This window comes from Ruegeria sp. CE9, from assembly GCF_056537425.1.
Genome location: NZ_JBQFRO010000001.1, coordinates 807,155 through 833,939 on the forward strand (window position 1 = coordinate 807,155; position 26,785 = coordinate 833,939).

Annotated in this window: 30 protein-coding genes; 11 read left to right on the forward strand and 19 right to left on the reverse strand. The window is 58.6% G+C overall.

Going from position 1 to position 26,785, the window contains the following annotated elements; all coding sequences use genetic code 11:
* The first annotated feature begins 99 nt into the window (after nucleotides 1–99).
* The 3 genes from purF (at nucleotide 100) to ACR0B3_RS04005 (ending at nucleotide 2,796) form a co-directional block, all read left to right on the forward strand.
* Nucleotides 100–1,620: an amidophosphoribosyltransferase gene (purF, locus tag ACR0B3_RS03995; RefSeq protein WP_480807927.1), complete on the forward strand. Its 1,521-nt coding sequence runs from the start codon at nucleotides 100–102 to the stop codon at nucleotides 1,618–1,620.
* Nucleotides 1,621–1,860: 240 nt separating this feature from the next.
* Nucleotides 1,861–2,109 (forward strand): hypothetical protein, encoded by a 249-nt coding sequence (locus ACR0B3_RS04000; RefSeq protein WP_480807928.1) that lies wholly within the window; start codon nucleotides 1,861–1,863, stop codon nucleotides 2,107–2,109.
* Between the two features lie 42 nt (nucleotides 2,110–2,151).
* Entirely contained in the window at nucleotides 2,152–2,796 is a 645-nt protein-coding gene (locus tag ACR0B3_RS04005) for an SDR family NAD(P)-dependent oxidoreductase (RefSeq protein ID WP_480807929.1), read from the forward strand.
* A 63-nt stretch (nucleotides 2,797–2,859) separates the two neighbouring features.
* On the opposite strand, the gene ACR0B3_RS04010 is transcribed toward ACR0B3_RS04005, so the two are convergent.
* The 4 genes from ACR0B3_RS04010 to ACR0B3_RS04025 form a co-directional block, all read right to left on the reverse strand.
* The gene (locus ACR0B3_RS04010) at nucleotides 2,860–3,702 is read right to left on the reverse strand and encodes an ATP-binding protein (protein WP_480807930.1); all 843 of its coding nucleotides are present in this window, start codon (nucleotides 3,700–3,702) and stop codon (nucleotides 2,860–2,862) included.
* A gap of 115 nt (nucleotides 3,703–3,817) precedes the next feature.
* On the reverse strand, nucleotides 3,818–4,699 hold the full coding sequence (gene tatC / locus ACR0B3_RS04015) for a twin-arginine translocase subunit TatC (RefSeq protein WP_170758277.1): 882 nt from the start codon (nucleotides 4,697–4,699) through the stop codon (nucleotides 3,818–3,820).
* Complete coding sequence (gene tatB, locus ACR0B3_RS04020) at nucleotides 4,696–5,154, reverse strand: Sec-independent protein translocase protein TatB (RefSeq protein ID WP_170718705.1); 459 nt, start codon at nucleotides 5,152–5,154, stop codon at nucleotides 4,696–4,698. The genes tatC and tatB overlap by 4 nt, the downstream gene beginning before the upstream one ends.
* A 6-nt stretch (nucleotides 5,155–5,160) precedes the next feature.
* Nucleotides 5,161–5,376, reverse strand: coding sequence for a twin-arginine translocase TatA/TatE family subunit (locus ACR0B3_RS04025; protein WP_010440381.1), 216 nt, complete (start codon nucleotides 5,374–5,376; stop codon nucleotides 5,161–5,163).
* A 220-nt stretch (nucleotides 5,377–5,596) separates the two neighbouring features.
* Here ACR0B3_RS04025 and ACR0B3_RS04030 point away from each other — a divergent pair, with 220 nt between their 5' ends.
* A complete protein-coding gene (locus ACR0B3_RS04030) occupies nucleotides 5,597–5,902 on the forward strand; it encodes a hypothetical protein (protein ID WP_170718702.1) in 306 nt (101 codons plus the stop codon).
* A gap of 21 nt (nucleotides 5,903–5,923) precedes the next feature.
* Nucleotides 5,924–6,595: a helix-turn-helix transcriptional regulator gene (locus tag ACR0B3_RS04035; protein WP_480807931.1), complete on the forward strand. Its 672-nt coding sequence runs from the start codon at nucleotides 5,924–5,926 to the stop codon at nucleotides 6,593–6,595.
* 63 nt (nucleotides 6,596–6,658) lie between these two features.
* Here the strand turns inward: ACR0B3_RS04035 and ACR0B3_RS04040 are convergent, their stop codons facing one another.
* The 8 genes from ACR0B3_RS04040 to ACR0B3_RS04075 form a co-directional block, all read right to left on the reverse strand.
* The gene (locus tag ACR0B3_RS04040; protein ID WP_480807932.1) at nucleotides 6,659–7,822 is read right to left on the reverse strand and encodes a peptidoglycan DD-metalloendopeptidase family protein; all 1,164 of its coding nucleotides are present in this window, start codon (nucleotides 7,820–7,822) and stop codon (nucleotides 6,659–6,661) included.
* A gap of 59 nt (nucleotides 7,823–7,881) precedes the next feature.
* A complete protein-coding gene (locus tag ACR0B3_RS04045; RefSeq protein WP_480807933.1) occupies nucleotides 7,882–8,532 on the reverse strand; it encodes a protein-L-isoaspartate(D-aspartate) O-methyltransferase in 651 nt (216 codons plus the stop codon).
* Nucleotides 8,529–9,311, reverse strand: coding sequence for a 5'/3'-nucleotidase SurE (gene surE, locus ACR0B3_RS04050; RefSeq protein WP_480807934.1), 783 nt, complete (start codon nucleotides 9,309–9,311; stop codon nucleotides 8,529–8,531). Before surE ends, ACR0B3_RS04045 begins: the two co-directional genes overlap by 4 nt.
* 119 nt (nucleotides 9,312–9,430) lie before the next feature.
* Nucleotides 9,431–10,516, reverse strand: coding sequence for an ABC transporter ATP-binding protein (locus ACR0B3_RS04055; protein ID WP_170683632.1), 1,086 nt, complete (start codon nucleotides 10,514–10,516; stop codon nucleotides 9,431–9,433).
* A gap of 80 nt (nucleotides 10,517–10,596) precedes the next feature.
* Complete coding sequence (locus ACR0B3_RS04060; RefSeq protein WP_480807935.1) at nucleotides 10,597–11,643, reverse strand: methyltransferase domain-containing protein; 1,047 nt, start codon at nucleotides 11,641–11,643, stop codon at nucleotides 10,597–10,599.
* Between the two features lie 96 nt (nucleotides 11,644–11,739).
* Nucleotides 11,740–12,852, reverse strand: coding sequence for a hypothetical protein (locus ACR0B3_RS04065; RefSeq protein WP_480807936.1), 1,113 nt, complete (start codon nucleotides 12,850–12,852; stop codon nucleotides 11,740–11,742).
* Between the two features lie 2 nt (nucleotides 12,853–12,854).
* Complete coding sequence (locus tag ACR0B3_RS04070) at nucleotides 12,855–13,634, reverse strand: SDR family oxidoreductase (RefSeq protein ID WP_480807937.1); 780 nt, start codon at nucleotides 13,632–13,634, stop codon at nucleotides 12,855–12,857.
* A gap of 71 nt (nucleotides 13,635–13,705) precedes the next feature.
* Nucleotides 13,706–14,068, reverse strand: a complete 363-nt coding sequence (locus tag ACR0B3_RS04075) for a SnoaL-like domain-containing protein (protein ID WP_480807938.1) — start codon at nucleotides 14,066–14,068, stop codon at nucleotides 13,706–13,708.
* A 109-nt stretch (nucleotides 14,069–14,177) separates the two neighbouring features.
* On the opposite strand from ACR0B3_RS04075, the gene ACR0B3_RS04080 reads away from it, so the two are divergent.
* The 3 genes from ACR0B3_RS04080 to ACR0B3_RS04090 all read left to right on the forward strand — a co-directional run bounded on the left by ACR0B3_RS04080 (nucleotide 14,178) and on the right by ACR0B3_RS04090 (nucleotide 18,272).
* Complete coding sequence (locus tag ACR0B3_RS04080; RefSeq protein ID WP_480807939.1) at nucleotides 14,178–15,782, forward strand: peptide chain release factor 3; 1,605 nt, start codon at nucleotides 14,178–14,180, stop codon at nucleotides 15,780–15,782.
* A 23-nt stretch (nucleotides 15,783–15,805) separates the two neighbouring features.
* Nucleotides 15,806–16,735 carry a glycosyltransferase family 2 protein gene (locus tag ACR0B3_RS04085; protein WP_480807940.1) on the forward strand — a complete coding sequence of 310 codons (930 nt, stop codon included), beginning with the start codon at nucleotides 15,806–15,808 and terminating at the stop codon, nucleotides 16,733–16,735.
* 184 nt (nucleotides 16,736–16,919) lie between these two features.
* Nucleotides 16,920–18,272: a DEAD/DEAH box helicase gene (locus ACR0B3_RS04090; protein WP_480807941.1), complete on the forward strand. Its 1,353-nt coding sequence runs from the start codon at nucleotides 16,920–16,922 to the stop codon at nucleotides 18,270–18,272.
* Here ACR0B3_RS04090 and ACR0B3_RS04095 read toward each other — a convergent pair.
* Genes ACR0B3_RS04095 through ACR0B3_RS04105 form a run of 3 tightly spaced genes read right to left on the reverse strand, consistent with a single transcriptional unit; the run spans nucleotide 18,269 to nucleotide 20,291 of the window.
* A complete protein-coding gene (locus ACR0B3_RS04095) occupies nucleotides 18,269–19,171 on the reverse strand; it encodes an EamA family transporter (RefSeq protein WP_480807942.1) in 903 nt (300 codons plus the stop codon). The genes ACR0B3_RS04090 and ACR0B3_RS04095 overlap by 4 nt on opposite strands.
* Before the next feature lie 21 nt (nucleotides 19,172–19,192).
* Complete coding sequence (locus tag ACR0B3_RS04100) at nucleotides 19,193–20,095, reverse strand: fatty acid desaturase (protein ID WP_480807943.1); 903 nt, start codon at nucleotides 20,093–20,095, stop codon at nucleotides 19,193–19,195.
* On the reverse strand, nucleotides 20,088–20,291 hold the full coding sequence (locus tag ACR0B3_RS04105; protein WP_170683622.1) for a DUF2061 domain-containing protein: 204 nt from the start codon (nucleotides 20,289–20,291) through the stop codon (nucleotides 20,088–20,090). The genes ACR0B3_RS04100 and ACR0B3_RS04105 overlap by 8 nt, the downstream gene beginning before the upstream one ends.
* A gap of 108 nt (nucleotides 20,292–20,399) precedes the next feature.
* Between ACR0B3_RS04105 and ACR0B3_RS04110 the strand changes: the two genes are divergently transcribed.
* Nucleotides 20,400–21,266 carry a helix-turn-helix domain-containing protein gene (locus ACR0B3_RS04110; protein ID WP_480807944.1) on the forward strand — a complete coding sequence of 289 codons (867 nt, stop codon included), beginning with the start codon at nucleotides 20,400–20,402 and terminating at the stop codon, nucleotides 21,264–21,266.
* Between the two features lie 76 nt (nucleotides 21,267–21,342).
* Entirely contained in the window at nucleotides 21,343–21,525 is a 183-nt protein-coding gene (locus ACR0B3_RS04115) for a hypothetical protein (RefSeq protein WP_008756037.1), read from the forward strand.
* Between the two features lie 64 nt (nucleotides 21,526–21,589).
* Here ACR0B3_RS04115 and ACR0B3_RS04120 read toward each other — a convergent pair whose 3' ends face one another.
* Together ACR0B3_RS04120 and bcoG are read right to left on the reverse strand one after the other, a co-directional pair.
* Nucleotides 21,590–23,071 carry a carnitine 3-dehydrogenase gene (locus tag ACR0B3_RS04120; protein WP_480807945.1) on the reverse strand — a complete coding sequence of 494 codons (1,482 nt, stop codon included), beginning with the start codon at nucleotides 23,069–23,071 and terminating at the stop codon, nucleotides 21,590–21,592.
* 63 nt (nucleotides 23,072–23,134) lie between these two features.
* A complete protein-coding gene (bcoG, locus tag ACR0B3_RS04125) occupies nucleotides 23,135–24,052 on the reverse strand; it encodes a 3-dehydrocarnitine:acetyl-CoA trimethylamine transferase BcoG (RefSeq protein WP_480807946.1) in 918 nt (305 codons plus the stop codon).
* 132 nt (nucleotides 24,053–24,184) lie between these two features.
* Between bcoG and ACR0B3_RS04130 the strand changes: the two genes are divergently transcribed.
* A complete protein-coding gene (locus ACR0B3_RS04130; protein WP_480807947.1) occupies nucleotides 24,185–25,171 on the forward strand; it encodes a GlxA family transcriptional regulator in 987 nt (328 codons plus the stop codon).
* A gap of 75 nt (nucleotides 25,172–25,246) precedes the next feature.
* Here ACR0B3_RS04130 and ACR0B3_RS04135 read toward each other — a convergent pair whose 3' ends face one another.
* The gene (locus ACR0B3_RS04135) at nucleotides 25,247–26,293 is read right to left on the reverse strand and encodes an aldo/keto reductase (protein ID WP_480807948.1); all 1,047 of its coding nucleotides are present in this window, start codon (nucleotides 26,291–26,293) and stop codon (nucleotides 25,247–25,249) included.
* A gap of 30 nt (nucleotides 26,294–26,323) precedes the next feature.
* Nucleotides 26,324–26,782, reverse strand: coding sequence for a DNA polymerase III subunit chi (locus tag ACR0B3_RS04140; protein WP_480807949.1), 459 nt, complete (start codon nucleotides 26,780–26,782; stop codon nucleotides 26,324–26,326).
* Nucleotides 26,783–26,785: the final 3 nt, after the last annotated feature.

Below are 26,785 nucleotides of genomic sequence, written 5' to 3' on the forward strand. Positions count from 1 at the left end.
GCCGTTCAAACGGCCTGAAACACGCCATTCAGATACCCGTCTGCAGCCGATCCGACCGAAACAGCAGCCAGAACAAATCATAGAAATTGGAGCCCGTGTATGTGTGGGATTTTGGGGATCGCAAGCCGGACACATGATGTCTTTGCGGAAATCTATGATGGCTTGCTGATGCTACAGCACCGGGGTCAGGATGCCTCGGGGATCGTAACCTATAACGGTGAGTTTTTCCGTGAAAAGAAGGCAAACGGACTGGTCAAAGACGTGTTCAATGCCAGTGATGCCGAGACCATTCTGGGCAAGGTGGGCATGGGCCATGTTCGCTATCCCACAGCAGGCTCGCTCAGCGCGTCCGAGGCCCAGCCATTCTTCGTAAACGCGCCTTATGGCATCTACCTCGTCCACAACGGCAACATCACCAATACCGAAGAACAGCGCGAAAAGGTCACCGCGAAATACAGCCGACATCTGCGCACGACTTCGGATTCCGAGGTGTTGCTGAACGTCCTGGCCGATAAGGTGGCGGATGCGATCAAGGTCAATGGCAATGCCGATCCGATCCGCAACCTGTTTGCTGGCGTCAAAATGACAATGGAACGGGTACAGGGTGCCTATTCCGTGATCTGTCTGGTCGCGGGTGTCGGTATGCTCGCCTTCCGTGACCCTTATGGAATCCGCCCGCTTTCAGTCGCCAAGCGCGAAGCGCCGGGTGATGGCGATGACTATGCATTTGCGTCCGAGGATGTGGCCTTTGGCATCAACGGCTTTGAAAAGCTGCGCGATCTGCGCCCCGGTGAGGCGATCCTTATTGATCTCGACGGCAATATGCACGAGTTCCAGGCCGTTGAAGGCAAACTGACTCCCTGCATTTTTGAATATGTGTATCTCGCACGACCCGACTCGCTGCTGGATGGCGTATCGGTGTACAAAACCCAGATGCGCATGGGCCAAACGTTGGCCAAGCAGATTCAGGATTCAGGATTGGAAATTGACCGGATCATTCCCGTGCCCGACAGCGCCCGCCCCGTCGCGCTTGAGGCTGCCAAGCTCACCGGCATCCCCTATCGTGAAGGGCTCGTAAAAAACCGCTATGTGGGTCGGACCTTTATCATGCCCGGTCAGGCCGAACGCCAGAAATCTGTGCGCCGCAAACTGAACGCTGTGCCGCTGGAATTCGATGGGCATAATGTGCTGTTGATCGACGACTCGATCGTGCGCGGCAATACGATCAAAAAGATCGTTCAGATGTGCCGCGAGGCTGGGGCAAAGAAAGTCTATATCGCCAGCGCCTCACCGCCGGTAAAATACCCCAATGTCTACGGCATCGACATGCCCACCAAGACCGAACTGATTGCAAATGGCAAAGATGTCGAGGAAATCCGCGAAGAACTGGGCGCGGATGCACTGTTCTATCAGAATCTAGATGACCTGATCTGGGCAGCCAAAGAAGGCAACCCCGAGATCGAGGCCTTTGATTGTTCCTGTTTCGACGGCAACTACGTCACGGGTGTCGACGAAGAATATCTGGGCAGCCTTGAAAACAGCAGCCGCGTCAGCAAAAAGCGTGAGGATATGCAGGTCGTCGGCAGTTCGTGGAACGCGGCGAAATTGGCCTCGGGCTAGGCAGTTTTCAGCACGCGATTCGTGACGCGCTGACCCTGCTGGTTCTGACCTAGGACGGTCATACTGATCGGTAAAAATCCGCCGACGAATTCTGCTGATTATGGAATACCTTGCGGGCTGGGTTTTTTACGACGTTGCGGCACCCTTGTGGATCACTTCAGGCCGCTTAGATGCCGTGATACGCGACGTCCACAACCACTCACAAAAACGGGGTACGGGCGAGAAGCCCGGCCACAGATCATGCCAAACACAACAGTCAAAGGCGCAGCCACGCAAGCGGGTGCGCTCAAGAAGAACTCGGTTTCAGTCCTGGGCGTATTTGGCCCCAAGGCCGAGCTAAAGGCGCTGGTACGCTTGTCCTCCGGGCGAGTGAAAAAAGTGAAACCGGGCAGCCGCGTGGCCTCTGGCCAGGTGGTTGCAATTGATGAAACGGGCATCGTGCTGCGACAAAGCGGCCAGAACCGCCGGATCGACATTCCCGGCGGTTGATCCTGACTTGACGCTCTGCGCGGACAGGTTCAAACCCCTCTCATGACCGATCAGACCAAAATTGCCCTGATTACCGGGGCCTCACGTGGATTGGGCGCGGCATTGGCCGAAGCCCTTTCGCCGGAGTATCACATCGTTGCTGTCGCCCGCACCCAAGGCGGGCTGGAAGAGTTGGACGATCGCATTCAGGCCAAGGGCGGCTCGGCCACTCTGGCCCCAATGGACATCACCGATCCCAATGCGATGGCAACGCTGTGCCGCGGCATTCATGACCGCTGGGGCAAGGTGGATCTTTGGCTCCATACGGCGGTCCATACTTCTGCCCTGACGCCCGTGCATTTTGTCGACCCCAAGGAATGGACCAAAGCGCTCAACACAAATGCAACCGCCACTTCGGTTCTGATTCCGTATGTCACGCCATTGCTTGGAGAGACCGGGCATGCGGTCTTTTTCGACGACCCAAAGGCCGGTGAGCGGTTCTATGGCATCTACGGCGCCACCAAAGCGGCGCAGATGGCGCTGGCGCGGAGTTGGGCGGCCGAAACCGCACGCACAGGCCCGCGGGTATCGATTGTTGAACCTGCCCCGATGCCGACAGCCGTGCGTGCACGGTTCCATCCCGGCGAAGACCGTGATGCTTTGACCAGCACAGCGGATGCGGCGGCACGGATTCTGGCGCAGCTTTGACGGGATGGCCCTGATGGGCCATGCCTCCGGCGGGGATATTTATAGCCAGATGAAGCGGGCGGGTTACCCAATGTGAACGCCGTTACGACCGGCGAGATCGACAAAGAACTGCCAGGCCACGCGACCCGATCGCGCGCCTCGGGTGGCTTGCCATTCGATAGCCTCGGCACGCAGGGTTTCTGGGTCAACCTTGACGCCATGGGCGGCGCAGTAGCGATCAATCATGGCTAGGTATTCGTCCTGATCACAGGGATGGAAGCCCAGCCACAGGCCGAAACGGTCCGAAAGCGAAACCTTTTCTTCCACTGCCTCCGAGGGATTGATGGCGCTGGAGCGTTCGTTTTCGATCATGTCACGCGGCATCAGGTGGCGGCGGTTCGATGTAGCATAGAAAACCACGTTCTCCGGCCGGCCTTCGATGCCGCCATCCAAAACCGCCTTGAGCGACTTATAGTGCTGGTCATCATGGCTGAACGACAGGTCGTCGCAGAACAGGATGAACCGATGCGGGGCTGCGCGCAGGTGGTTCAGGAGCCGCGCAACAGACGACATGTCTTCTCGTTGAAGCTCGACCAGTTTCAGGTCCGGATGCTCATCCTGCAATGTCCCATGCACCGCTTTGACGAGGCTCGACTTTCCCATCCCCCGCGCCCCCCAAAGCAGCGCGTTGTTAGCCTTGTAGCCAGCAGCGAAGCGGCGTGTGTTGTCCAGCAGAGTATCTCGCGATCGGTTGATCCCCACCAGCAGATCAAGATCGACCCGGTTGACCTGGGTGACCGGCTCCAACCGGTCAGGCTCGACATGCCAGACGAAGGCCGGGGCTGCGTTGAAATCGGGTGTTGCCAGGGGCGCGGGCGCCGTGCGCTCCAGCGCGTCGGCGATACGGTTCAAGGCTTGATCGTCCATCGGCTCCTCCGGGATATTCCGGCGGAGTTCAAACATGTTCCGAGCAGCACAACAAGGGCAACACGCGAAAAAGGCGCGTCAAATCAGAACGCGCCTTTTCTGAGTTTGGATCGGATTACTTGGTTTCTTCGTAATCCCGCATCATGTCTGCGTCGGCCTCGGCCTCTTCATCGTCGTAGTAACCATCGGCGCGCAGCTGTTCTTCGCGCTTTTTTTCGACACGAGCGACGAGGAAGATCGAAATCTCGTAAAGACCATAGACCACCACAAACAGAATAATCTGCGTAATCACGTCCGGCGGAGTGACAATCGCCGCCAGCACCAGAATGCCAACCACGGCATATTTGCGCACCGCGCCCAGACCTTCGGCACTGACCAGACCCGCCTTGCCCATCAGGGTCAACAGAACCGGCAGCTGAAAGCACAGGCCAAAGGCCACAATGAACTTGATCGTCAGGTTCAGATATTCCTGCGCCGAGCCCTGGAACACAACGCTCAGCGGCGCTGCGGTTGCACCATCGGCAACGGCTTCACCTTCGGCCCCGAACTGCTGGAACCCAAGAAAGAAGTCATAGGCCAGTGGTGTGACAACATAGAACGCAAAGCTCGCGCCCAGCAGAAACATGAAAGGCGAGGCCAGCATGAACGGCAGAAATGCGTTCTTCTCGGACTTGTACAAACCCGGCGCCACGAACCGCCACATCTGCATCCCAATATAGGGAAAGGCCAGAATGAACCCGCCCAGCAACGAGACCTTGATGGCGACAAAGAAGCCTTCCTGTGGAGAGATAAAGATCAGGCCGCAGTCCTGCCCACGCTCGGTCAGCACCTCGCACAAAGGTTGCGTCAGGAAGTTGAAGATCGGCGTGGCCACGGTGAAACAGATGATCATGCCGATCAGAAACGCCACAACGCAGTGGATCAGCCGTGTGCGCAGCTCGGCCAGATGCTCGATCAGTGGGGCCGAGCTGTCCTCGATCTCGTCGGTCTTTGTCATGTTTTGCTTTCGGTTTTCAACGCAGCTTCGGCCTCTTCCGCCTTGGCAAGCGCATCAGCGGCTTCTTTGGCCTTGCGTTCAGCGGCGGCGCGGGCTGTGGTGGCTTGGATCTTCTTGGCCTGTTCGGCGCGCTCGGCTGCCAGCTTGCCGGTCTCACTGTCAGGGTCGAACTTGGTTGGGTCCAGGCTTTTTGCGACATCGCGCGCGGCCTCGTTGATCCCGTCCATGGCAGAGCCGACCGGATTGGTCGCCGCATTCAAGCCCTTCTTGATCTCGTTAACGCCAGCCTCATCCGCAGCCTCGTTCATCGCCGTACTGAACTCGCGCGCCATACCGCGCGCCTTGCCGACGAACCGCCCGACATTGCGAAACAGCACAGGCAGGTCCTTCGGCCCCACCACGATCAGAGCGACGATGCCGATGACCAGAAGCTCGGTCCAGCCCAGATCAAACATCTAGGCTCAGACCTTGTCTTTGTCAGTCTCAGGCGTGACGTCCTTGGCCAGCTCAGACGCGTCTTGTTCCAGCTCTTCCGAACCTTCCTTGATGCCTTTCTTGAACGAGGTGATGCCTTTGCCCACTTCGCCCATCAACGAGCTGATCTTGCCGCGTCCAAACAGGACCAGAACCACAACAGCAATCAGCAGGATGCCCGGAAGTCCAATATTGTTGAGCATGTCTTTGTCTCCTTCTACGTCGGCGCAGAACGCCCGGAATATGATCTGCCCCCGTGTCTACGCGCGCCAAGGCGATCAAAAAAGTGAGTCAGGCCAAATACGGGTTTAAAATTGCGGGTGCTACGCATTTTTTCCGGACTGGCTTTTCTCAACTGACAGGTTTATGCCAGTTGGAAAGCAATAGGCAGTGGGTATCGAAACCAGACCAACGGAGATTCACATGACCCATGTTGCAGAAATCGTCACCTTCACGCTCACCGACGGCACCACGCCCGAAGAGTTCGTCAAACTCAGCGAAACCACCGAGGCGTTCGTTCGTGCTGCCCCGGGCTTCACCCACCGGCAGCTTAGCCAAGGCGAAGATGGGCGTTGGACAGATTATGTAATCTGGAAAGATATGAAAGCCGCACAAGACGTTGCAGCAAAGTTCCCTCAACAGGATTTTGCACCTGCCTTGATGGCGGCAATCAATCCAGACAGCGTTCAAATGCGCCACGAGCATATCCTATGGAAAATGACCGCCTGATCGCGGTCAGGGCAGCGCAGAATGCGCCGCACTGATCGTCTGTTCGACATCATCCAAATCCTGCGCGACGGCAAACTGCACCGCGCGCAGGATATCGCGGACCGGCTCGAGGTGTCGGTCCGCACGATCTACCGCGACATGGACACGCTGGTGGCTTCGGGCATCCCGGTCGAGGGCGAGCGTGGCGTCGGCTATATGGTGCGCGAACAGATCACCCTGCCCCCACTAAACCTGACACCGGCCGAGCTTGAGGCGCTGAACCTCGGCATGGCCATCGTGGCCGAGGCCGCTGATCCCGATCTCAAATCCGCCGCCGAATCTCTGGCCGAAAAGATTGACGCCGTTCTGCCTACGCAGGTCATCGCTGAAGCCGACAGTTGGAAATTCGCGGTCTACCCCTTTGCCGATGCCGCGCGCGGTCTGGCCCATATGGCCCCCATCCGCGCCGCGATCAAATCACGCCAGAAACTCCATCTCGGCTACCGTCGCATTGACGGCGCTCTGACCGAACGCACCATCCGACCGCTTCATATGGAATACTGGGGTCGCGTCTGGACGCTGACCGCATGGTGCGAACTCCGCGACGGATTCCGCGTCTTCCGGATCGACCTGATCGAATCCATCACCCCTCTGCCTGAACTCTTCACAGATGAACCCGGCAAACGGCTGAGCGACTACGACCCCCACGGGTGATCCGCCCTTCATCTGGCCAAAAATATCCCCGCCGGAGGCATGGCCCGGAACGGGCCAATCTGATCACTTCAGATAGGGCTCGGGATCAACAGATTCGAACCCTTTGCGCACCTCAAAATGTACATAAGAGTTGTCGCCTCCGCGCAGCGCGGCGATCTTCTGACCGCGCCGCACCCGATCACCTTTCTTCACGGTGATATTGTCGACATTGGCATAAACAGTCAGCAGGTCATTGTTGTGCCTGACAACAATAATCGGAACCTGATCCGCATCTGCTGTGATCGCGGCGACTGTGCCTGCCTCAGCTGCGCTGACAGGCGCACCGGGCGCTGCAGAGATATCGATGCCCTCATTCTTCCCCTTCTTATAGGTTCGAATGATTGTGCCGTTGACCGGACTCGCCAAAGCTGAACTGCCTGTATTGGTGGGGGCTTCGGCGGTGACATCGGGCGCGGGTGTTGCGGCCGCCACTTTTTCATCCGGCAACGGCTGCGTCGCGCTTGGCGGCGTGGGCGTCGGAGACCCCTCGCCCGGTTGGGTCACTCCGGTCGCTGATGCCGCTGGCGCAGCAGCCCTTGGTGCGGGCTGGTTCTTGACCGGGATCAGAAGGTATTGATCTTCACGCACGGTAAAGTCCGATCCCAATCCGTTCCATTCGGCCAGCGATTCCACGGACACCTGATAGAGGCGCGAAATTGTATAGGCCGTCTCACCCCGCTTGACCTTGTGCCGGATCGGCTCGGGGCCAGACGCGACCGGGGCCGGTGCCGCTGCGGGCTGTGCGGGTTCCAATGTCGATGTTTGCACGCCGCCTGTGTCCGGGGCCTCATCAATCGCGGTTCCCGCAATCGTCGCGATATCGACATTGCTTGTTCCACCAACCGAGCGCGGCAAAGCAAGAATTTCACCATCGCGCAGCGAGTCATTGGGCTGCAAACCGTTAAACCGGGCCAACTCGGCCACGGGCATTCCGATACGGGCGGCAACGTCGCCCACGGTATCTCCGTTGCGGGCCACGGCCACCTGATAGTTGGGATAGGTTATAACGCCGCGCGCATCTGGCGTCGGTCGGTTTGCGGTCGCCGCAAGGGCGGCATCCGTTGTTGAAAACCCGCCGACATTTCCCCGCAGGTCATAATCTAACGGTCCTTCGCACCCGGCCAAAATTGCCAACGCCGCCACGCCCGTTGCACAACGGCGCATTGTGGATTTGGAAACTGCTCTCATTTTACTGTCCTCAACACCTGCCCCTGTTCTCCGGGGTTCCGGCGCCTCTGAATATACCTTTACGCTCCGTCTTTTCCCAGCCCTTCAAGCAGGGGTACAAAACGGACCGGCAACAATTCGTCGTAGTCCAGACCGGTTTCGGTGCGTGTGACCCGGATCAGGGTCTGCACCGCATCCGACTGTCCCACCGGCAACACCATGATACCGCCGATTTTCAACTGCGCCAAGAGCGGGCCCGGAGGATCTTCGGCGGCAGCGGTCACAATGATACGATCAAACGGCGCCTGTTCGGACAAACCAAACGAGCCATCCGACAGCATGGCGGTCACATTTGTCAGCCTCAGCTCGCGGAACAGCTCACCCGTTTCGCGCACAAGGCGCTTGTGACGTTCAACCGTGTAGACCCGGCGCGCCAGCTTGGACAGGATCGCAGCCTGATAGCCCGAGCCCGTACCGACCTCCAGCACCGTATCGCGCGGGCGCACCTGCAGCGCCTGCGTCATCAGCCCTACCACCGAGGGCTGACTGATCGTCTGACCACAGGCAATGGGCAGCGGAGTATCCTCATACGCCCGATCTGCGAACAGGCCTTTGACAAACCGTCCCCGATCAACCTGCTCCATCGCGGCCAGAACACGCGCATCCGTCACCCCACGCGATCGCAGGGCGAACAGGAATTGCATGAGGGTTTCGGCGCTTGGTCCCGTCATTCGATGACCTTCATCGCCTCAAGCGTGTCGTGGGCCGTCAGGTCTGCCCGCATGGGCGTAACCGAGATATAACCTTCCAGATTAACTGCCGCATCGGTGCCCGGTGCCGTCGGGTTGTGCTGATAGCCGCCCTTGATCCAAAGGAACCGGCGGCCCGAGGGGGAGCTGTGCGGTTCGACCGAAAAATGCGTATCGCGCCGGAACCCTTGTGGTGCCACCCGTGTACCCAGCACCTCGCCTGCCGGAACCGGGGGGAAGTTCACGTTATAGAACAATCGGTAATCGCCCTGTTCGGCTGGCGTTGCATCCAAAATGCGACGCACCAGCGCCGCACCATGCCGGGCGGCTGCCTCAAACGGATCGTCCAACCCCAAATTGCGTGGCCCGAAGTATTGCGACAGGGCAATCGCGGGCACGCCCTGCAAAGCCGCCTCCATCGCGCCGCCAATCGTTCCGGAATAGAGCGTATTCTCAGCCGAATTGTTGCCCCGGTTCACCCCCGACAGCACCAGATCAGGCGGTGTGTCTTTCATCACGTCGTGCAGACCTGCCAAGACGCAATCTGCAGGAGATCCTTCAGCGGCATAGCGACGCTCGCCCAATTTGGCGACCATCATCGGGTGCGTATAGCTGATGCAATGGCCTACACCCGATTGCTCAAAAGCCGGGGCAACCACCCAAATCTCGCCGTCCGGACCTGCCAACTCTGCGGCAATCGCCTCAAGCACGATCAGCCCCGGCGCATTGATGCCGTCATCATTGGTCAGAAGAATTCGCATGCCCGGTCCACCCCTCGTTTTGCCCTTGATAGACCCGCCTCTGCGCTGCGACAAGCAATGCACGCGCGCAATCTGAGGCTTTCACGCACCACTTGGACGAAAACGACGAGATCAGGTCGTCAGGCCGGGAACACGAAACACCGGTCGCGGCGGATGGTCAGCCACATGACCCGGCCCTCTTTGGGAACAAACACATTTGGAACCGTCGCCTTTAGGATCGAGCCATCGTAATCCATGCGGAATTCAACAAGGCTCTCATTGCCCAAAAAACGCGCGCGTTCGACCACTGCTCGGGCGGCGACGCCATCAGTGGGCGTTGGCATTGGTCCTTTGCCATTGCGATCAAAGTCCAGCTTGACGTGCTGAGGTCGGAACACGATCTCAACGTCCGTCCCATCTGGCACGCCCGGCGCAAGAAACCGACCGAACGGCGTATCGGCCAAAGCGCCATTAACCTGCGCCTTCAACACATTGACATCACTGAAGAATGCCACCGCAGCCTTATCCGCTGGCCTGGTATAGACGTTGTACGGCGCCCCTTGCTGCACGATTTTGCCGCGCCGCATCAGCGCAATCTCGTCCGCCATCCGCATCGCCTCGTCCGGCTCGTGCGTGACCAATAAAACGGCTGCGTCTTCTTCTTTGAGAACGGCAAGGGTCTCGTCCCGGATGCCGTCCCGTAAACGGTTATCCAGGCCCGAGAATGGCTCGTCCATCAGCATGATCCGCGGGCGTGGCGCCAGAGCCCGCGCCAAAGCCACCCGCTGCTGCTCACCGCCTGATAACTGATGCGGATATCCATCGATAAAGCGCATCAGGTCGACCTTGGTCAGCAGTTCTTCAACCCGTGCGCGCTTTTGCTCTTTGCTGCCTTTCAAGCCAAAGGCAACATTGTCTGCCACGCTGAGGTGCGGAAACAGCGCGAAATCCTGAAACATCAGCCCAATCTCGCGCCGCTCGGGCGGCACGCGAAACACTGTGTCGCAGATCAGTTTACCATCGACATAAATCTCGCCCGAGGTTTGCATCTCGACCCCTGCGATCATGCGCAAGGTGGTCGACTTGCCGCAACCCGATGGCCCCAGCAGACAGGTCACCTGCCCCGCCTGAACGCTCAGCGACACGTCATCCACAACCGCCCGCCCATCAAAGCGCGCCACAAGATTGCGAATTTCCAGCCGAGGAGGAGTTGTCGTAGCTGTCACCGATGGGCCCCGTTGCCTTTCCCGATCAAATCCATCGGGCTTGAGCGGGGATATCAACCCCGCCCATCAGGCGCAAGAGATCAGCAGCACCCGGCCGACGCCGCCTCACCCTGAACCACAAAGGGGCTATCCCCGCCGCATCCTTCGAAAATCCCGTAATGGGTAGCGAAATCACCGATGAATTCGAAATGCCGCGCAAACCGGGTGTCTTGCAGCATCATCCAGGTATTTCCGCAGACCGGAAACACCTTACCGGTCTCGATGGCATGGTGATCGTCCAGTACGAATTCATGCGGCGCATGCGGCACCGTGCCCTTGTAGATCACGGCCTGTCCGTAATCTTCGCATGCGGGCTCCAACTCTGGCAGCTTGAACAGTCGGTATGTGGCCGAAATAAAACTGAGCGGCGCGACCCTTTCCTCAAGAATCGGGTTTTCGATGGTCAACGGCCGATGCGTGACCCGGCGCGGATCGCCAAACCCAGCTGCGCGCGACATCGACAGGAAATCATTCCAATAGAGCGCACCCGACAGGCACTCGCCATACAGCACCTCGTCCTCAGCCATGTGTTTGGGCACCCGCCGGTCGGAATAGACGTCCGAGAAATACATCTCTCCGCCCTCTTTCAGCAACCGATGCGCGCCGCGCAGTACAGCGGCCTTGTCAGTTGCCAGATTGATCACACAATTCGAGACGATGATGTCGAACGAACCGGGCTCAAGCTCCAGCTCATCCAGCTTTTCGATATAGCCGTGATGGAACTCCACATTGCTTTTAGAGTGTCCAAAGACCTGCGCGTGATGGTCCTGGTGCGCGCGCGCGACATCCAGTTGTTCCGGCGTCATATCAACCCCGACTACGCGGCCGGTTTCGCCGACCATCGCGGACAGAGCGTAGACATCCCGCCCCGCACCGCAGCCCAGATCAAGGATGTGCATCCCTTCCAGATCCAACGGCGCGATCAATCCGCAGCCATAGTAACGCGTCAGCACATCATCATGAATCTGCGACAAAATTCTCTTGAGGTGGTCTGGCATGTCGTCCGGGGTGCAGCAGGCATTGGTTTGCAAGTCCGCACTGCCTTGCAGCACCTCGCCATAGTAATTCTGCACAGCTTCATGCTTCATCGGGGCAATCCTCTTGTCACTGGTTGATTTGAGCTAGTGCAGCAAGTCGCACCGCGCAATCCACCAGCACCCGATCTAACGAAACCGTGACAGCGCTCAGGCGAGCAGTTCGAAATCCACGCCTGCGCGCACCCGTCCGTTAACTTGAATCTCCAGCCGGTGTGGCCCAGGGACTAGTTTGAACGTCGTCGCATTGCCCTTGAGCTTATGACGTTTGCCAAGCGTCAGCTGACCATCGCTCAGCTCAGACTGTTTCAGCTTATGCACCTTAGGTGAAATTTTCCCGCCAGGCCGTTGAAAATGTATAATATAATCAACCAATACAGGTTGGCCTTTTACACCGCTTAGATCAGCCTCAAACTCCAGCGCATCCCCGATCCGCGCTGCGCCGTTCACCCGAACCTCGACCGCGATATCGGCGTCCGGATCATACCCTAGGGCTTTCATCGCCCCCGGATGCCCCGATTTCACAAGGCCGCGCAGCGCGTGTGAGGTCATCCAGTTCAGCTCTTCGTGATCCTGTTGCCCGGCCTCGCCCCAAGCATGCAGGCGCTCCAGCACGATATCGGGTTCTTTCTTTGTGATGTCGTTAAGATGATTGGCGATCGAGCGCGTAACGTAACGTGTCTTATCCCCATGCAGGCGATCCAGCAAAGGCAATGGGTCTGACATGCCCAGACCAACGGCCTGCCCCCAGGGCAAGCGCGGCCGCGTGCCTTCGCTGACCAGACGGCGCACATGGTAACTGGGATGCGCGCACCAGTCGTACATCCGCTCCAATACCAGCTCTGGGCATTGGTTCAAGAAGGGGCGGATCGCCCATTCCATCGAAAATCGCTGGGTCAGTTCTTCAAGAACATCCAATGCCAACGCAGGATGATCAAGCCCAACCGCGACAACCCAATCCCCCAGCGGTGCAAAGATGAAATCGCCAAAATCGTCATCTGTTTTATTGGGATCCAGCGGCTCAGGAAGCGCGCGTAGGATCACCGGAGCAACCACAGGCAAATCACCCGGAAAGGCTTGCTGCAAACATTCCGCGATCCAGGCCATACGCTCTTTCAATTCCAGCTCTGGCAGGCGTGAGATCACCTGAGAATCGAACGCAGACCTATCGAAACTAGGATCAGCCTCTGCGAACAACCCACTGAGGTAGCTCGTTTTTTCCGCATTAAATAGCTGATCTTTCAGCGAAAACCCTTGAGACATAACTACATCGTCAGATTGTTTGATCCACCGTCCAGCAGAATATTCTGCCCGACGATAAAACCAGCTTGTTGCGAACAAAGAAACGCGCAGGTCGCGCCGAACTCCTCCCGCGTCCCATAGCGCCGGGCCGGAATCGTAGCTGCGCGTTGCGCGCGCGCCTCGTCGATGGAAATCCCCGTTTGCGCAGATACACCACCGTCCAAAACATCCGCACGATCGGTCGCATGAATACCCGGCAACAGATTGTTGATGGTCACCCCAAACGGCGCGACCTGCCGAGCGGTGCCCGCAACATACCCGGTCAAACCGGTTCGTGCGGCATTGGACAATCCCAAGGCAGGAATCGGCGCACGGACGGACTGAGAAGTAATGTTCACCACGCGCCCCCAACCTTTGTCGATCATCGCCGGCAACAACGCCTTCATGAACGCGATAGGTGTCAGCATATTGCTGTCCAATGCCTTTATGAAATCCTCACGATCCCAGTCCGACCACAGGCCCGGAGGGGGACCACCCGCATTTGTCACAAGGATATCAATATTCTGCGCAGCGTTTATGACCTTATCCTGGCCATCTGACGAGGTGACGTCACAAGCCACAGTTTGCACTGCAATTCCATATGACGACCGCAGGCGCGTGGCCTCGGCCTCCAACGCTTCGGCACCGCGCGCGTTCATCACAAGGTCAACACCTGCTTCGGCCAACGCTTCGGCGCACCCCAAGCCCAGCCCTTTGCTGCTGGCACAAACCAGCGCACGTTTTCCGCGAATTCCCAAGTCCATTCTGACACTCCCTAACCTTGCCACTCATCTAGCACCGGCCCGGCAAGGAAGGCCAGAATGGGATTGTCAAATCAATAGAAGAACTCTTCCCGGACGATCTTGCCGTCGGCAACGTGATAGACACCGACCTCTTTCATATCAAAGCTTTCACCGGTTTCCTTGACCTTGCCCTGAACCTCAAAGATCACGGCAAAACGGTCGTCACCATGCGGATAAGGACCACTGACCGACGCGCCCGATACCTCATGCGCCCCTTCCCACCAGTCATGCTTGCCGCGAATAGCCTCAAGGCCGTGCGTCTCGCGCCCCATGCCCGCATAGTCCTGCCCTTCGACCGAGACAGCATCAGCTGCATAAAGTTTCTCAAGGTTTTCTTTGGCCCTGTTCTCTCGGCATCCTGCGACCAGTTCGTCAGCGATTTCATTCAAATTCATTGGTCCACTCCATATTTTGTTCACTATATGTTCTTATTGCCATAGCCACATGATTCGAACCAGCCCCTTTGTCTTGCCTCGGCAGAATTCCCCGCCTATACGCGCGAATATGCTTGATACCTCGAACCAACCCACCCTGCCGCCCGAGATCGCCCGGCGCCGGACCTTCGCCATCATCTCGCACCCAGATGCAGGCAAAACGACGCTGACAGAAAAGTTCCTGCTGTACGGCGGCGCGATCCAGATGGCCGGTCAGGTCCGCGCCAAGGGTGAGGCGCGGCGCACGCGCTCGGACTTCATGCAGATGGAGAAGGATCGCGGCATCTCGGTTTCCGCCTCGGCGATGTCGTTTGATTACGGCAACTTTCGATTCAATCTGGTGGACACACCCGGCCACTCGGATTTCTCCGAGGATACCTATCGCACACTGACCGCTGTAGACGCTGCTGTGATGGTGATCGACGGCGCGAAGGGTGTGGAAAGCCAGACGCAGAAATTGTTCGAGGTCTGCCGTCTGCGCGATTTGCCGATCCTGACCTTCTGTAACAAGATGGATCGCGAAAGCCGCGATACGTTTGAAATCATCGATGAGATTCAGGAGATGTTGGCGATCGACGTCACGCCCGCCGCGTGGCCGATTGGCGTGGGTCGCGATTTCATCGGCTGTTACGACATGCTGCGCGACAGGTTGGAACTGATGGACCGCGCCGACCGCAACAAGGTGGCCGAGAGCATTCAGATCGACGGGCTGGACGACCCCAAACTGGCCGAGCACGTGCCTGCCGAACTGCTGGATAAGCTGCTGGAAGAGGTTGAGATGGCGCGCGAATTGCTGCCCAAGCTCGACCCGCAGGCGGTGTTGGAAGGCCACATGACGCCGATCTGGTTTGGTTCGGCCATCAACTCGTTTGGCGTCAAGGAACTGATGGAAGGCATCGGCGCTTATGGCCCGCAGCCACAGGTTCAATCCGCCGAACCGCGCCAGATTGCGCCGGATGAGAAGAAGGTCGCCGGTTTCGTGTTCAAAGTGCAGGCCAACATGGACCCCAAGCACCGCGACCGGGTGGCCTTTGTCCGCATGGCCTCGGGACATTTCAAACGTGGTATGAAGCTGACCCATGTGCGGTCGAAAAAGCCGATGGCGATTTCGAACCCCGTACTGTTCCTCGCCTCTGACCGGGAACTGGCCGAAGAAGCCTGGGCCGGAGACATCATTGGCATCCCGAACCACGGCCAGTTGCGCATCGGCGACACGCTGACCGAAGGCGAAGCGATCCGCGTCACGGGCATCCCGTCCTTCGCGCCGGAACTGCTGCAAACCGTGCGCGCAGGCGATCCGATGAAAGCCAAGCATCTCGAAAAGGCCCTGATGCAGTTTGCCGAGGAAGGCGCGGCCAAGGTCTTCAAGCCCTCGATCGGGTCGGGCTTTATCGTCGGCGTCGTTGGCGCGCTGCAGTTCGAAGTTCTCGCCAGCCGGATCGAAATGGAATATGGCCTGCCGGTTCGGTTTGAGGCGTCTCAATTCACCTCGGCCCGATGGGTCAGCGGCGACAAGGCCGAGATCGACAAATTCGTCAACGCCAACAAGCAGCACATCGCGCATGACCATGACGGCGACATCGTCTATCTGACGCGTCTGCAATGGGATATCGACCGGGTGGTTCGTGACTATCCAGCGCTGAACCTGACCGCGACGAAGGAAATGATGACCTGACGGATTCTGAGGCCAATCCAGAAATGACCACATGGGGGATTGTGTCCACGATCCGCGCCCCGCGTGAGGATATTCTGCGCTTTGCCGCCCACCACCTCGATATCGGCGCGGACCGGATTCACATCTTTCTGGACGAGCCGGTCCAAGGCGACATCACCGGCCTGCGCGAACACCCCCGGATCCGGGTGCGCACCTGCGATGCCGCGTTCTGGAAACGGCGCGGGCGCGAGAGGCCGGACAAACATCAGGTCCGGCAATCCTCGAACGCAAATCTGATCTACAATCGGACCGATTTGGATTGGGTCGCACATATCGACGTCGATGAGTTTCTGTGGCCGATGGCCCCGATCCCAGAGCTGCTGCGCGACATTCCCGATGACATCCCTGCCGTCCGCGTCCGCCCGATCGAGGCTCTGGCGGGGGGTGAGGACCTCTACAAAGCCTTCATTCCCGAAAGCGCGAACCGGCAAAAGCTGGTCGAGACGCTCTACCCGAATTTCGGCGCTTATGTTCTGGCCGGTTTCATGAGCCACATTCAGGGCAAACTATTCGTGCGCCGTGGCCTGAAAAAACTAAGCGACCGTATACACAACCTTTATCAGCACGGCGAATTTCTGCCGGTCAGGACCGAGTTGCCGCAAATCGACCTGTGCCACCGCCACGCCCCGGATTGGGAACACTGGCTGGCGCATTATCGTTTCCGCCTCGAACGCGGTTCGTACCAAGCAAGCCAGACGCCCAACCGCCCAAGGAAAATTGGTGGATTGAACAAGTTCGAACTGCTCAGCCTTCTGGAGGCTGAATTCGGGCTTGATGGGTTGAAGGAATTCTATGATGAAATCAGCGCAGTCGATCCCGACGTGCTGGAGCGACTTGAAGATAACGACATGATCCGGCACCGCCCGCTGGATCTGGACCAAAAAGTCGCGAAACACTTTCCCGGAACCATCTGAATTGTTGCGGAAATCCCTGTTACCGGCGGATATGCCAAAAGGTTAAGCCGACTTCATTTGACCCTGCCCCACGTTTTTGTTATGCCCGCGCCACAGCCGAAACGCGCATGGGGCGCATGGCCATCCGGGCCCGGCATTTTCAGACGCGCGGGCTAGGTCTAGTGTCCGCATGAACCGGACATACATGACAAAGTTTAACGAACTGAACCTGAACCCGAAGGTCCTCAAAGCCATTGAGGAAGCCGGATACGAAACTCCGACCCCGATCCAGGAAGGCGCTATTCCAGCCGCGCTGGAGGGGCGTGATGTTCTGGGGATCGCCCAGACCGGCACCGGCAAAACCGCCAGCTTTACCCTGCCGATGATCACTCTGCTCGCACGCGGGCGTGCGCGGGCGCGGATGCCCCGCTCGCTGGTCTTGTGCCCGACGCGGGAACTGGCGGCACAGGTGGCCGAAAACTTCGACACCTACGCCAAGCATCTCAAGCTAACCAAAGCGCTGCTGATCGGTGGTGTTTCGTTCAAGGAGCAGGATGCTCTGATCGACCGCGGTGTTGATGTTCTAATCGCCACTCCGGGCCGTCTGCTGGACCATTTCGAACGCGGCAAGTTGCTGCTCACCGGCGTGCAGATCATGGTGGTGGATGAAGCCGACCGAATGCTCGACATGGGTTTCATCCCCGATATTGAACGCATCTTTTCGCTGACGCCCTTCACCCGCCAGACCCTGTTCTTCTCGGCCACCATGGCACCCGAGATCGAACGGATCACCGACACCTTCCTGTCAGCCCCAACCCGGGTTGAAGTCGCGCGTCAAGCCACCGCCTCGGAAACCATCGAACAGAGCGTGGTGATGTTCAAAGGCGGTCGCCGGGATCGTGAGGCCAGCCAAAAACGCAAAACCCTGCGCGCGCTGATCGATGCCGAAGGTGACAAATGCACCAACGCCATCATCTTCTGCAACCGCAAGACGGATGTTGATATCTGTGCCAAGTCGCTGAAGAAATACGGCTATAACGCCGCAGCGATTCATGGTGATCTGGACCAGTCGCAGCGGATGAAAACACTGGACGGATTCCGCGATGGATCACTGCGGCTGCTGGTGGCCTCGGACGTGGCGGCACGAGGTCTGGATATCCCCTCGGTCAGCCATGTGTTCAATTTCGACGTTCCCGGCCATGCCGAGGATTACGTCCACCGCATCGGCCGCACCGGTCGTGCTGGGCGCGAGGGCAAGGCGATCACGATCTGCTCGGGCCGCGATGAAAAGGCGCTGGCCGCGATCGAAAGCCTGATTCAGAAAGACATTCCGCGCATCGACAATCCGGTCAAGGCAGACGAGCCCAAGCCCGAGGCGCCAAAGCCTGAGAAAAAGGCCAAGGCCGCAGACAGCAAGAAAAGCGAAAACCGGAAAGAGCGTGAGCCCAAATCCCGTGGGCGTGGGCGTCGTGAAGATAGCGGGCCGGCTGTTGTGGGCATGGGCGATCACATGCCCAGCTTTATCGCACTCAGCTTTGACGAGCGTCGCGCAAGCTAAATCGTCAGAACAAGCGCCAGTATCGACAGGCCAAGCAAAGTCATCCCGGCAATCTCGCGCCGGGTGATGGTTTCACGGAAAAACAGCAGCGAGGCCAACAGACTGAGGATCAGCTCAATCTGCCCCAAGGCCTTTACGTAGGCCGCGTTCTGTAACGTGAAAGCAAAGAACCAGCAGAACGAACCACAAAGGCTGGTCAGGCCGACAAAAACGCCGGTCCGGCGTGTTTCCCACACCGCGCGCAGCTCGGCCCTGTCCCTCCACAGCAACCAAAGCCACATGCTGAGGAATTGAAACGTCACCACCGCAGCCAGTGTCACAAGCGCCCGGAACCACGCATCGATATCGCCCAATTGTAGTGAGGCACCGCGATAGCTGACCGAGGAAAAGGCAAACAACACACCTGACCCAAGTCCAAGGCGCGAGGCCTTGTTTGTCAGATGTTGCCACCAAGCCCCCCTGCCACCGGGTGTTTTTGACAACAACAGGACAGCCATCAGCCCAAGCAAAATTGCTGCAAGCGCCCCGGTCGAAACCTGATCGCCAAGGATGAGGAACCCCACAATAGCGGTTTGAATTACCTCGGTTTTCTTAAACGTTATCCCGACAGCGAAATTACGCTGTTTGAACAAGGCCACAACGCAGATCGTGGCCAATATCTGTGACGTTCCGCCGATGACAGCAAAGATCCAAAACTTCGCCTTCAGTGTCGGCAGTTCGTACCCTGTCGCGCCCAACGCTATGAAAAGCCCCAGCAACGCTAACGGCATCGAATAGGCAAATCGCGCGAATGTCGCCCCGGCGGCTGAAAGCTTGGCGCTGCTCAGCGATTTCTGCAGCATAAACCGCACCGTTTGGAACGATGCGGCAGCGATGGTGACGGGAATCCATAAACTCATGGTTTCCCTTTTGTCGTGAAATCAAGGCTTTGGCCAGAGCGGATGCTCTACCGGGTCCTTGGCGCGCCAGAAGTACTCCCTGAAAATCTGCGCATACGATCGGTAAACATACGCCTCGTTGCAGGCCTGATACCGTTCTTTGCCCATGCGGTAGAGCGCAGGCAATCTGTACCACGGCGCTGACGGATTCATATGATGAACTACGTGCAGGTTATTGTTCAGAAACAGAAATGCCAGTAGACCCCGATCTTCGACGATCACCGTCCGAGCGCGCGATTTCTCATGCGCGCGATGTTCCAGAAACGTGCGGATCTTGACCAACCCCAGCCCGATATAGGCTGACAAGACGAAGGCCCAGATCGGCATGTTCGAAAGCGCGACGACCCAAAGCACCGCGACAACGCCAGGGATATGCAGCGCCCACGCCAACAGAATCTCCCGATCTCCACGCTTTGCTCCCCGCAGTTCATCCCGCAAGAATGCCACCTGCCCGATTGCGGGGCCCAGAACCATCCGCCCCAGCAGAGTGTTGTTCACCTTATACATCCGCCTTTGCCACCCTGCCAGAGATGCCCAAACCTGTGGGTCGAGGTAATTGGATTCAGGATCATCGTAAGGATCGGTCAGGTTGGCATCACAGTGATGCGCCAAATGCATGTCTCGAAACCGGTTGTACGGAATGAACAAGGTGAGCGGCAGCGCCATCAGCGCTTCATTCAACCATTTCTGACGGAACGGATGCCCATGCAACGCTTCATGCGTTAACGATGAATGCAACGCGGCCACCAGACCCATGAAAGGGATCGCCAGCCACAATGATATGCCCGCCAGCCAATATATCGCACCAAGCCAAGCGGAATAACACGCCACGATCAGGGCAAACGTCACCCATTCGGGTGATTTGGGTGTGACCGGCTCAGCCATTCCGGCCCCACGAAATTCCGGCCCAAACGCGCTCATAGATCACGTACAAGGTCAAGCCTATGGCCGTATTGACCAGTGCCACCATTCCCCCAAGCGCGGCTGAACCCGTTGCGATCAAACCAACCAGCGTCATCATCGCCAGCCCCATCGCATTCCACACCAGCGCTTTCACGACCGATCTGCGTCGCGTTTCCATTCCAGACCCCATTCTTGTTTTTGTAACATCAGCGTTACAGACAGACCCATGGGTCGGGAATTCTGAATATGATTAACAATTCTCAACAATGATGTTATTTATCACCACATGATTGAAAAAATCGACAAACGCGACCGATCTTCACGCTTCCGCAAGCGACTGACGCGCGCCATGCAGGACCAAGGCATCAGTCAAAGCGCGTTGGCGCGCAGCATCGGTGTTGATCGCTCCACCGTGTCGCAATTGCTGACCGGTGCGGGTGCACGCCTGCCGAATGCCCATGTGGTCGGCAGCTGCGCCTCGGCGCTTGGGGTCTCGGCCGACTGGCTGCTTGGGCTCTCGGACAGGCCAGAAAGTGCGGCGGAACTGCTGGCCAGTTCGCTGACCCTGACCGAGGCCGCCCGCGCGCTGGTGGATGAGCGTATCTTTGAATGGCATCAGGAAGCCGCAGGTTACAAGATCCGCCATGTCCCCGCTGCCCTGCCCGACATGCTCAAAACCCGCGCGGTGCTGGAATGGGAATATGCCCCGCATCTGGGGCGCACAGCGGATCAGGCCATCGGGGCCTCGGCCGACCGCCTTGCTTGGATGCGCAGTGCGCAGTCCGACTATGAAATCGCGATGCCCTTGTTCGAAATCCAAAGCTTTGCGCATGCGACCGGATATTACGAAGACCTGCCCCTTCAGGACCGGCTGGATCAGATCGATCACCTGCTGCAACTTTGCGAACAACTTTACCCGCGCCTGCGCATCTATCTCTTTGATGCAAAAAGGCTTTATTCGGCCCCTGTAACGATATTTGGCCCGCTCTTATGTGTGTTCTATGCTGGCAGTCACTATATGGCCTTCCGTGACCGCGACCGGATCGAAGTGTTTACGCTCCATTTCGACCGTCTGGTGCGCGAGGCAGACATGACTGCACGCGATTTCCCCGCTCATCTGCGCCAATTGCGGGGCGAAATCTCTGGGGCATGACCCGAACCATAAGCTGTAGTATAGTCCATTAGCGCGAACCCACAGACATTCCGATCACAAACGGAGGATGACGGGAATGGATGCTCTCAAAACCGCTCAATACGCACGTGCCTTGTACACGGCCCATGGCGACCGCGCCGAAGCCGAAGCCGCTCAGAAGATGCGCGAATGCGAAGCCGCCGGAAACCAGCAAGAGGCACAGGACTGGCAAGCCGTCCGCGGCGCAATCCGCCAGATTCGCGGACCCAATCAGGGCTGAACCGCGAAATCTAAGTGACCTAACCCCCGGCGCGATCCCTCGCGACGGGGGCTGAATCCGTTTCTCATTCCGGCCTACGGATCGCGGCACCTGCACCGTCTGGATAAGGCAGCCCGGCCTGGGCCTCTGCAATTCGGGCCATCGCAGCTTCGATCTGGGGCGACGGCGGGCTGGGGCGTCGCGTTTCAAGGCTGACATGCAGCAGGAAACTCTCACCCGTGGCGAGCAAAGTCTCGCCTTCGTACATGCTGTGGAAGACATGCAACTTCTTGCCCTGCCCCAAAAGCATCTGCGTACGGCACTCAATCCGCGCGCCAGCATGCACTTCCTGCACATACCGGATGTGGTTTTCAGCGGTAAAATAACTGCCGCCCGTGGCGATGTAGTCCATATCGCAGCCGATGATCTCCATGAACCGATCCGTGGCCGCGGCAAAAGCCTCCAGATACTTCGCCTCGTTCATGTGGCCGTTGTAGTCGGTCCAATCCAGCGGCACTGCGCGCGCCAGGGTCAGAATCGGCTGGCTCAGATCCGCCTCATCCAGCGTCGGCAGCGCCCCCGGTCTCAGGGCCGCATCATACTGGTTCAGCACCGCCCCCGCCCCATAATCTTGCGCCTTAAGCGCACGCATCATGCCCACGAGGTTGTTGTCGCGGATACGTTCCAATTCGCGGATCGAATGCATTCCCGACTGCGCATCCGATTGATCGGCGATCAGATCAACCAGCTCATCGGTGAACTCGGGCACGTCCATCAACTTGGTCCAGGGCCATTTGAGCGCCGGACCAAACTGCGCCATGAAATGCCGCATCCCAGCCTCGCCTCCGGCCACGCGATAGGTCTCGAACAGCCCCATCTGTGCCCAGCGGATGCCAAAGCCCATGCGGATCGCTTCGTCGATTTCCTCGGTGGTCGCGATACCGTCCTTGACCAGCCACAAAGCCTCGCGCCAGACCGCCTCAAGGAACCGGTCCGCAATATGCGCGTCGATTTCCTTTTTGATATGCAGCGGAAAGAATCCAACCGACTTCAGCAACTCCTGCGCCCGTTCGACCATTTCTGCCGGGTTTTTCTCAGTCGGCACCAACTCGATCAGAGGCAGCAGGTATACCGGGTTGAACGGATGCGTGACCACTATCTGCTCGGGCCGCAATGCGCCCTCCTGCAGTTCGGACGGTTTGAACCCGCTGGTCGATGACCCGATGATCGCGCTTGGTTCACAGACCTCTTGCAAGCTATTGTAAACCTTCAGTTTCAGGTCGATCCTCTCGGGCACGCTCTCCTGAATCCAGATCGCCCCCTGAACTGCATCCGCCATCTCGCTGTGAAAAGTCAAATCGCCCTCGGGCGGCAAAGGCACATCACTTAGGCCCGGCAAGGACCGCCGCGCATTGGCCAACACCTCACTAATCTTCCGCTCAGCTTCCGGGTCTGGATCAAACACCCGAACGTCCCACCCATTCAGAAGGAAACGCGCAGCCCATCCGCCGCCGATAACACCGCCACCTATGATTGCAGCTGTTTTTGCTTGTTGCTCTTCGCCCACGATCCGCCTCTTCATCTGGCCAAAAATATCCCGGGGGTTTGGGGGCTGGCCCCCAATCCGCACTTACTTCGCAGCCGGCGCCCGTTTCACCAGCCCCAGTTTCTCACGCACTTCCTGCGGCCCGATCACGCGCGCGCCCATATTCTCGATGATGCTGCCCGCGCGTTCCACCAATTGCCAGTTCTCAGCCAGAACGCCCTTCTCCAACCAAAGGTTATCTTCCAATCCAACCCGCACATTGCCGCCTGCGAGAACCGAGGCCGCCACATACGCCATCTCATTCCGCCCCAGCGAAAACGCGCTGAACGTCCAATCCTCAGGCACGTTATTCACCATAGCCATAAACGTATTCAGATCATCGGGCGCACCCCAGGGCACCCCCATGCAAAGCTGAACCAAGGCGGGGCTGTCCAGCACGCCCTCTTTCACCAACTGCTTAGCAAACCAAAGATGGCCGGTGTCAAACGCCTCGATCTCAGGCTTCACACCCAGATCAGTCATCATCTGCCCCATCGCCCGCAGTGCACCGGGCGTATTGGTCATCACGTAATCGGCCTCGGCAAAGTTCATCGTGCCACAGTCCAGCGTGCAGATTTCTGGCAGACACTCCGCCACATGCGCAACCCGCTCGGTCGCGCCCACCAGATCAGTTCCAGCCTCGGCCAACGGCAGAGGATTTTCAACTCCGCCAAACACCATGTCACCACCCATACCTGCGGTCAGGTTCAGAACCGCGTCTACTTCGGCATCGCGAATGCGGTCCGTGACTTCACGGTACAGCGCCAGATCGCGAGACGGCGCGCCGGTCTCGGGGTCGCGCACATGGCAATGCACCACCGCTGCACCCGCCTTGGCGGCGGCAATCGCGCTGTCGGCAATCTGCTCGGGTGAGCGCGGCACATGAGGGCTGCGATCTTGCGTCCCGCCCGACCCGGTCACGGCACATGTGATAAAGACTTCGCGGTTCATTTCCAAAGGCATGGTGTTATCCCCAGCTTATACCCGGTTCTTCCATGGGTTTTCCCCAGGCTTCTCCCCGGATTCCGATTTGCGTCAATCCCAACTCTGGCGCAGCCTTGGCCAAACCACTTGGCAGAATGCGAATCAGACTTGATGAAATCCGCAAAAAACATACTGCAACCCGAACATCGCGCCCTCAAAACGGCAGTGCTGGTGTTGGATGAATGCAACACGCTCAGCTTTGCCGCCGCTGTCGATCCGATGCGTGCGGCCAATCGCTTGGCGGATCGGCCCGCGTTTGACTGGGATTACGTCACCGCCACGGCAGAGCCCGCGATGCTGACAAGCGCTCTGAACGTCCAAGGCATTCCGCTGGCCCGTCTTCAGGGATGCGATCTGTTGATCGTCGTCGCGGGGTTCCAACTGGCGCGCCACGCAACACCAAGCCTTCTCGCCGGACTGCGCCGCATCGCCGCCACCGGCGCTGCCATCGCCGGGATCGATGGTGGCCCCTGGCTTCTGGCCGAGGCCGGTCTGCTCGACGGCCATGCCGCGACCACCCATTGGGAGGATCTGGAAAACTTCGCCGCCCGCTTCCCAAATGTCGATATGCGCCCAGACCGGTTCACCGTCTCTGAAAACCGCCTAACCTCGGGCGGGGCGGTCCCGGCCATCGACATGATGCTCCACATCATCGCGGCCCGCCATGGTGCAGGTTTTGCCGCGCGTGTCTCTGGGCTGTTTCTCTACGAGGGTGCGTCGCAGCCTTCAAAACCGCAAAGCCGCACCGGCGCCCCGCACCGCCACACAGCACTCACGGCCAAGGCCAACTCGCTTATGGAATCCTCGCTTGACGAGCCTTTGCCACTGGCTGATATCGCCGACACCCTTGGCACCAGCACGCGCACCCTGCAGCAACAATTCCGCCTGCGTCTGAATACAACCCCGCAGGACCACTACCTGCAGCTCAGACTGGCCGAGGCCCGCCGTCTGGTCACCGATACCGACATGCCGCTGATGGATGTGGCTCTAGCCACTGGCTTTGCCTCGCAATCCAGCTTCGCCCGCGCTTTCCGCACCGCCCATGGCCTTTCGGCGCGCGATCTCCGGCAAGATCGAACACAACCCACCCATCACTAACGGGATCCAGCTTCATCTGGCCATAAATATCCCGGGGGAGTCGCCAAAGGCGACGGGGGCAGAGCCCCCGCGCCTTTAGTAAGGCATAGGAAACGCTCGATGCGCCGCGCTGATCTCGTCCATCACATCCTGTGACAACACCAGGTCCTTGCCTGCCAGAATATGCTCCAACTGCGCCACAGTCGTTGCGCCAAAAATGGTCGAGCCCATGAACGGACGGCTACAGCACCACGCCAATGACATATGCACCGGGTCCAACCCGTGCCGTTCGGCGATCTCCAGGTAGGCCGCCACCGCATCAAGTACACGATCGGAATTGCGCCCGCCCATCGAAGGGACCAGAGACATGCGCGATCCCTCGGGTACCGCGCCACCCTGATATTTGCCGGTCAGGAATCCGGCGGCCAACGGCGAAAAGGCCAACAATCCGACATCTTCGAATAGGCACAACTCAGCCAGATCGGTATCGAACAACCGGCAGAGCAACGAATATTCGTTCTGGATCGACGCGACTCGCGGCCCGCCAACCTCATCGGATGCGCGCAACCATTGCGCTGTGCCCCAGGCACTTTCATTCGACAGGCCAAAGGCGCGAATATTACCCTTATCAACCTGTGCCTGCAGCGCGATCAGGCTCTCCTGCATTTCGGCCACAACCTCATCGCGGTTATGCCCGGTCGGCGCAAAATCCCAGTTCTGGCGGAACATATAGCTGCCGCGGTTAGGCCAATGAAATTGATAAAGGTCGATGCAATCCGTCTGCAACCGCCGAAGTGAGCCTTCAATGGCCTCGGGAATCGTCTCTTTCGATATCGGCGCACCATTGCGTGCGTGCACAAACCCCTCGCCCGAATGCTTGGTTGCGAGCACATAGTCCCCACGTCTGGACTTGTTGGCCGCATTCCAATTGCCCAGGATCTCTTCGGTCCGCCCCACCGTCTCGGCCGAGATCGGGTTGACCGGATACATCTCAGCCGCGTCTACAAAGTTGATCCCATTTGCCAACGCCATATCCATCTGGCGATGCCCCTCGGTTTCCGAGGTCTGAGTGCCAAATGTCATCGTGCCTAAACACAAGTCAGACACCATAATCCCTGTTCGGCCCAAAGGCTTCATTTGCATCTTAAATCTCCCTTAAAATCACTTTGCCGATTACGCCTCGGCCTTCTTTTCCCAACGTCCTGATTCTTCTGACCAATATTGTGCCGAGCAGCCCGCGCCGGTCAGCTCTTTCCACTGCCCGCGCGCACGTTGAACCGCATCCAGATCATTCCCGTCAAACAGAATACAGACGCGCTCAAGGCCCGAGACCTCCTCGGCCTCAACTCGTGCACCATCAACCGCCATGACGCAGGTTGCGCCGTTTGCGGCCTCTGGCCCGGTCGTCAGCAAGATCGGCTGCGCGGCATCATGCGCACCGCCTTCTCGCCCGTGCGGCAGGAACCCCTCTTCCGGCCCCAACCACAGCTTTTCATCCAGCCAATCCATCCGCGCGGGATCAACACCCCGCACGGCAATCCGCCACCCGGCCTGCCGCGCCTTGTCCAGCAGCACAGGCAATGTGTGCTCAAGCGGCTGACGGGTCAGGTGGTAGAAATAGACGGCCCCCATGTG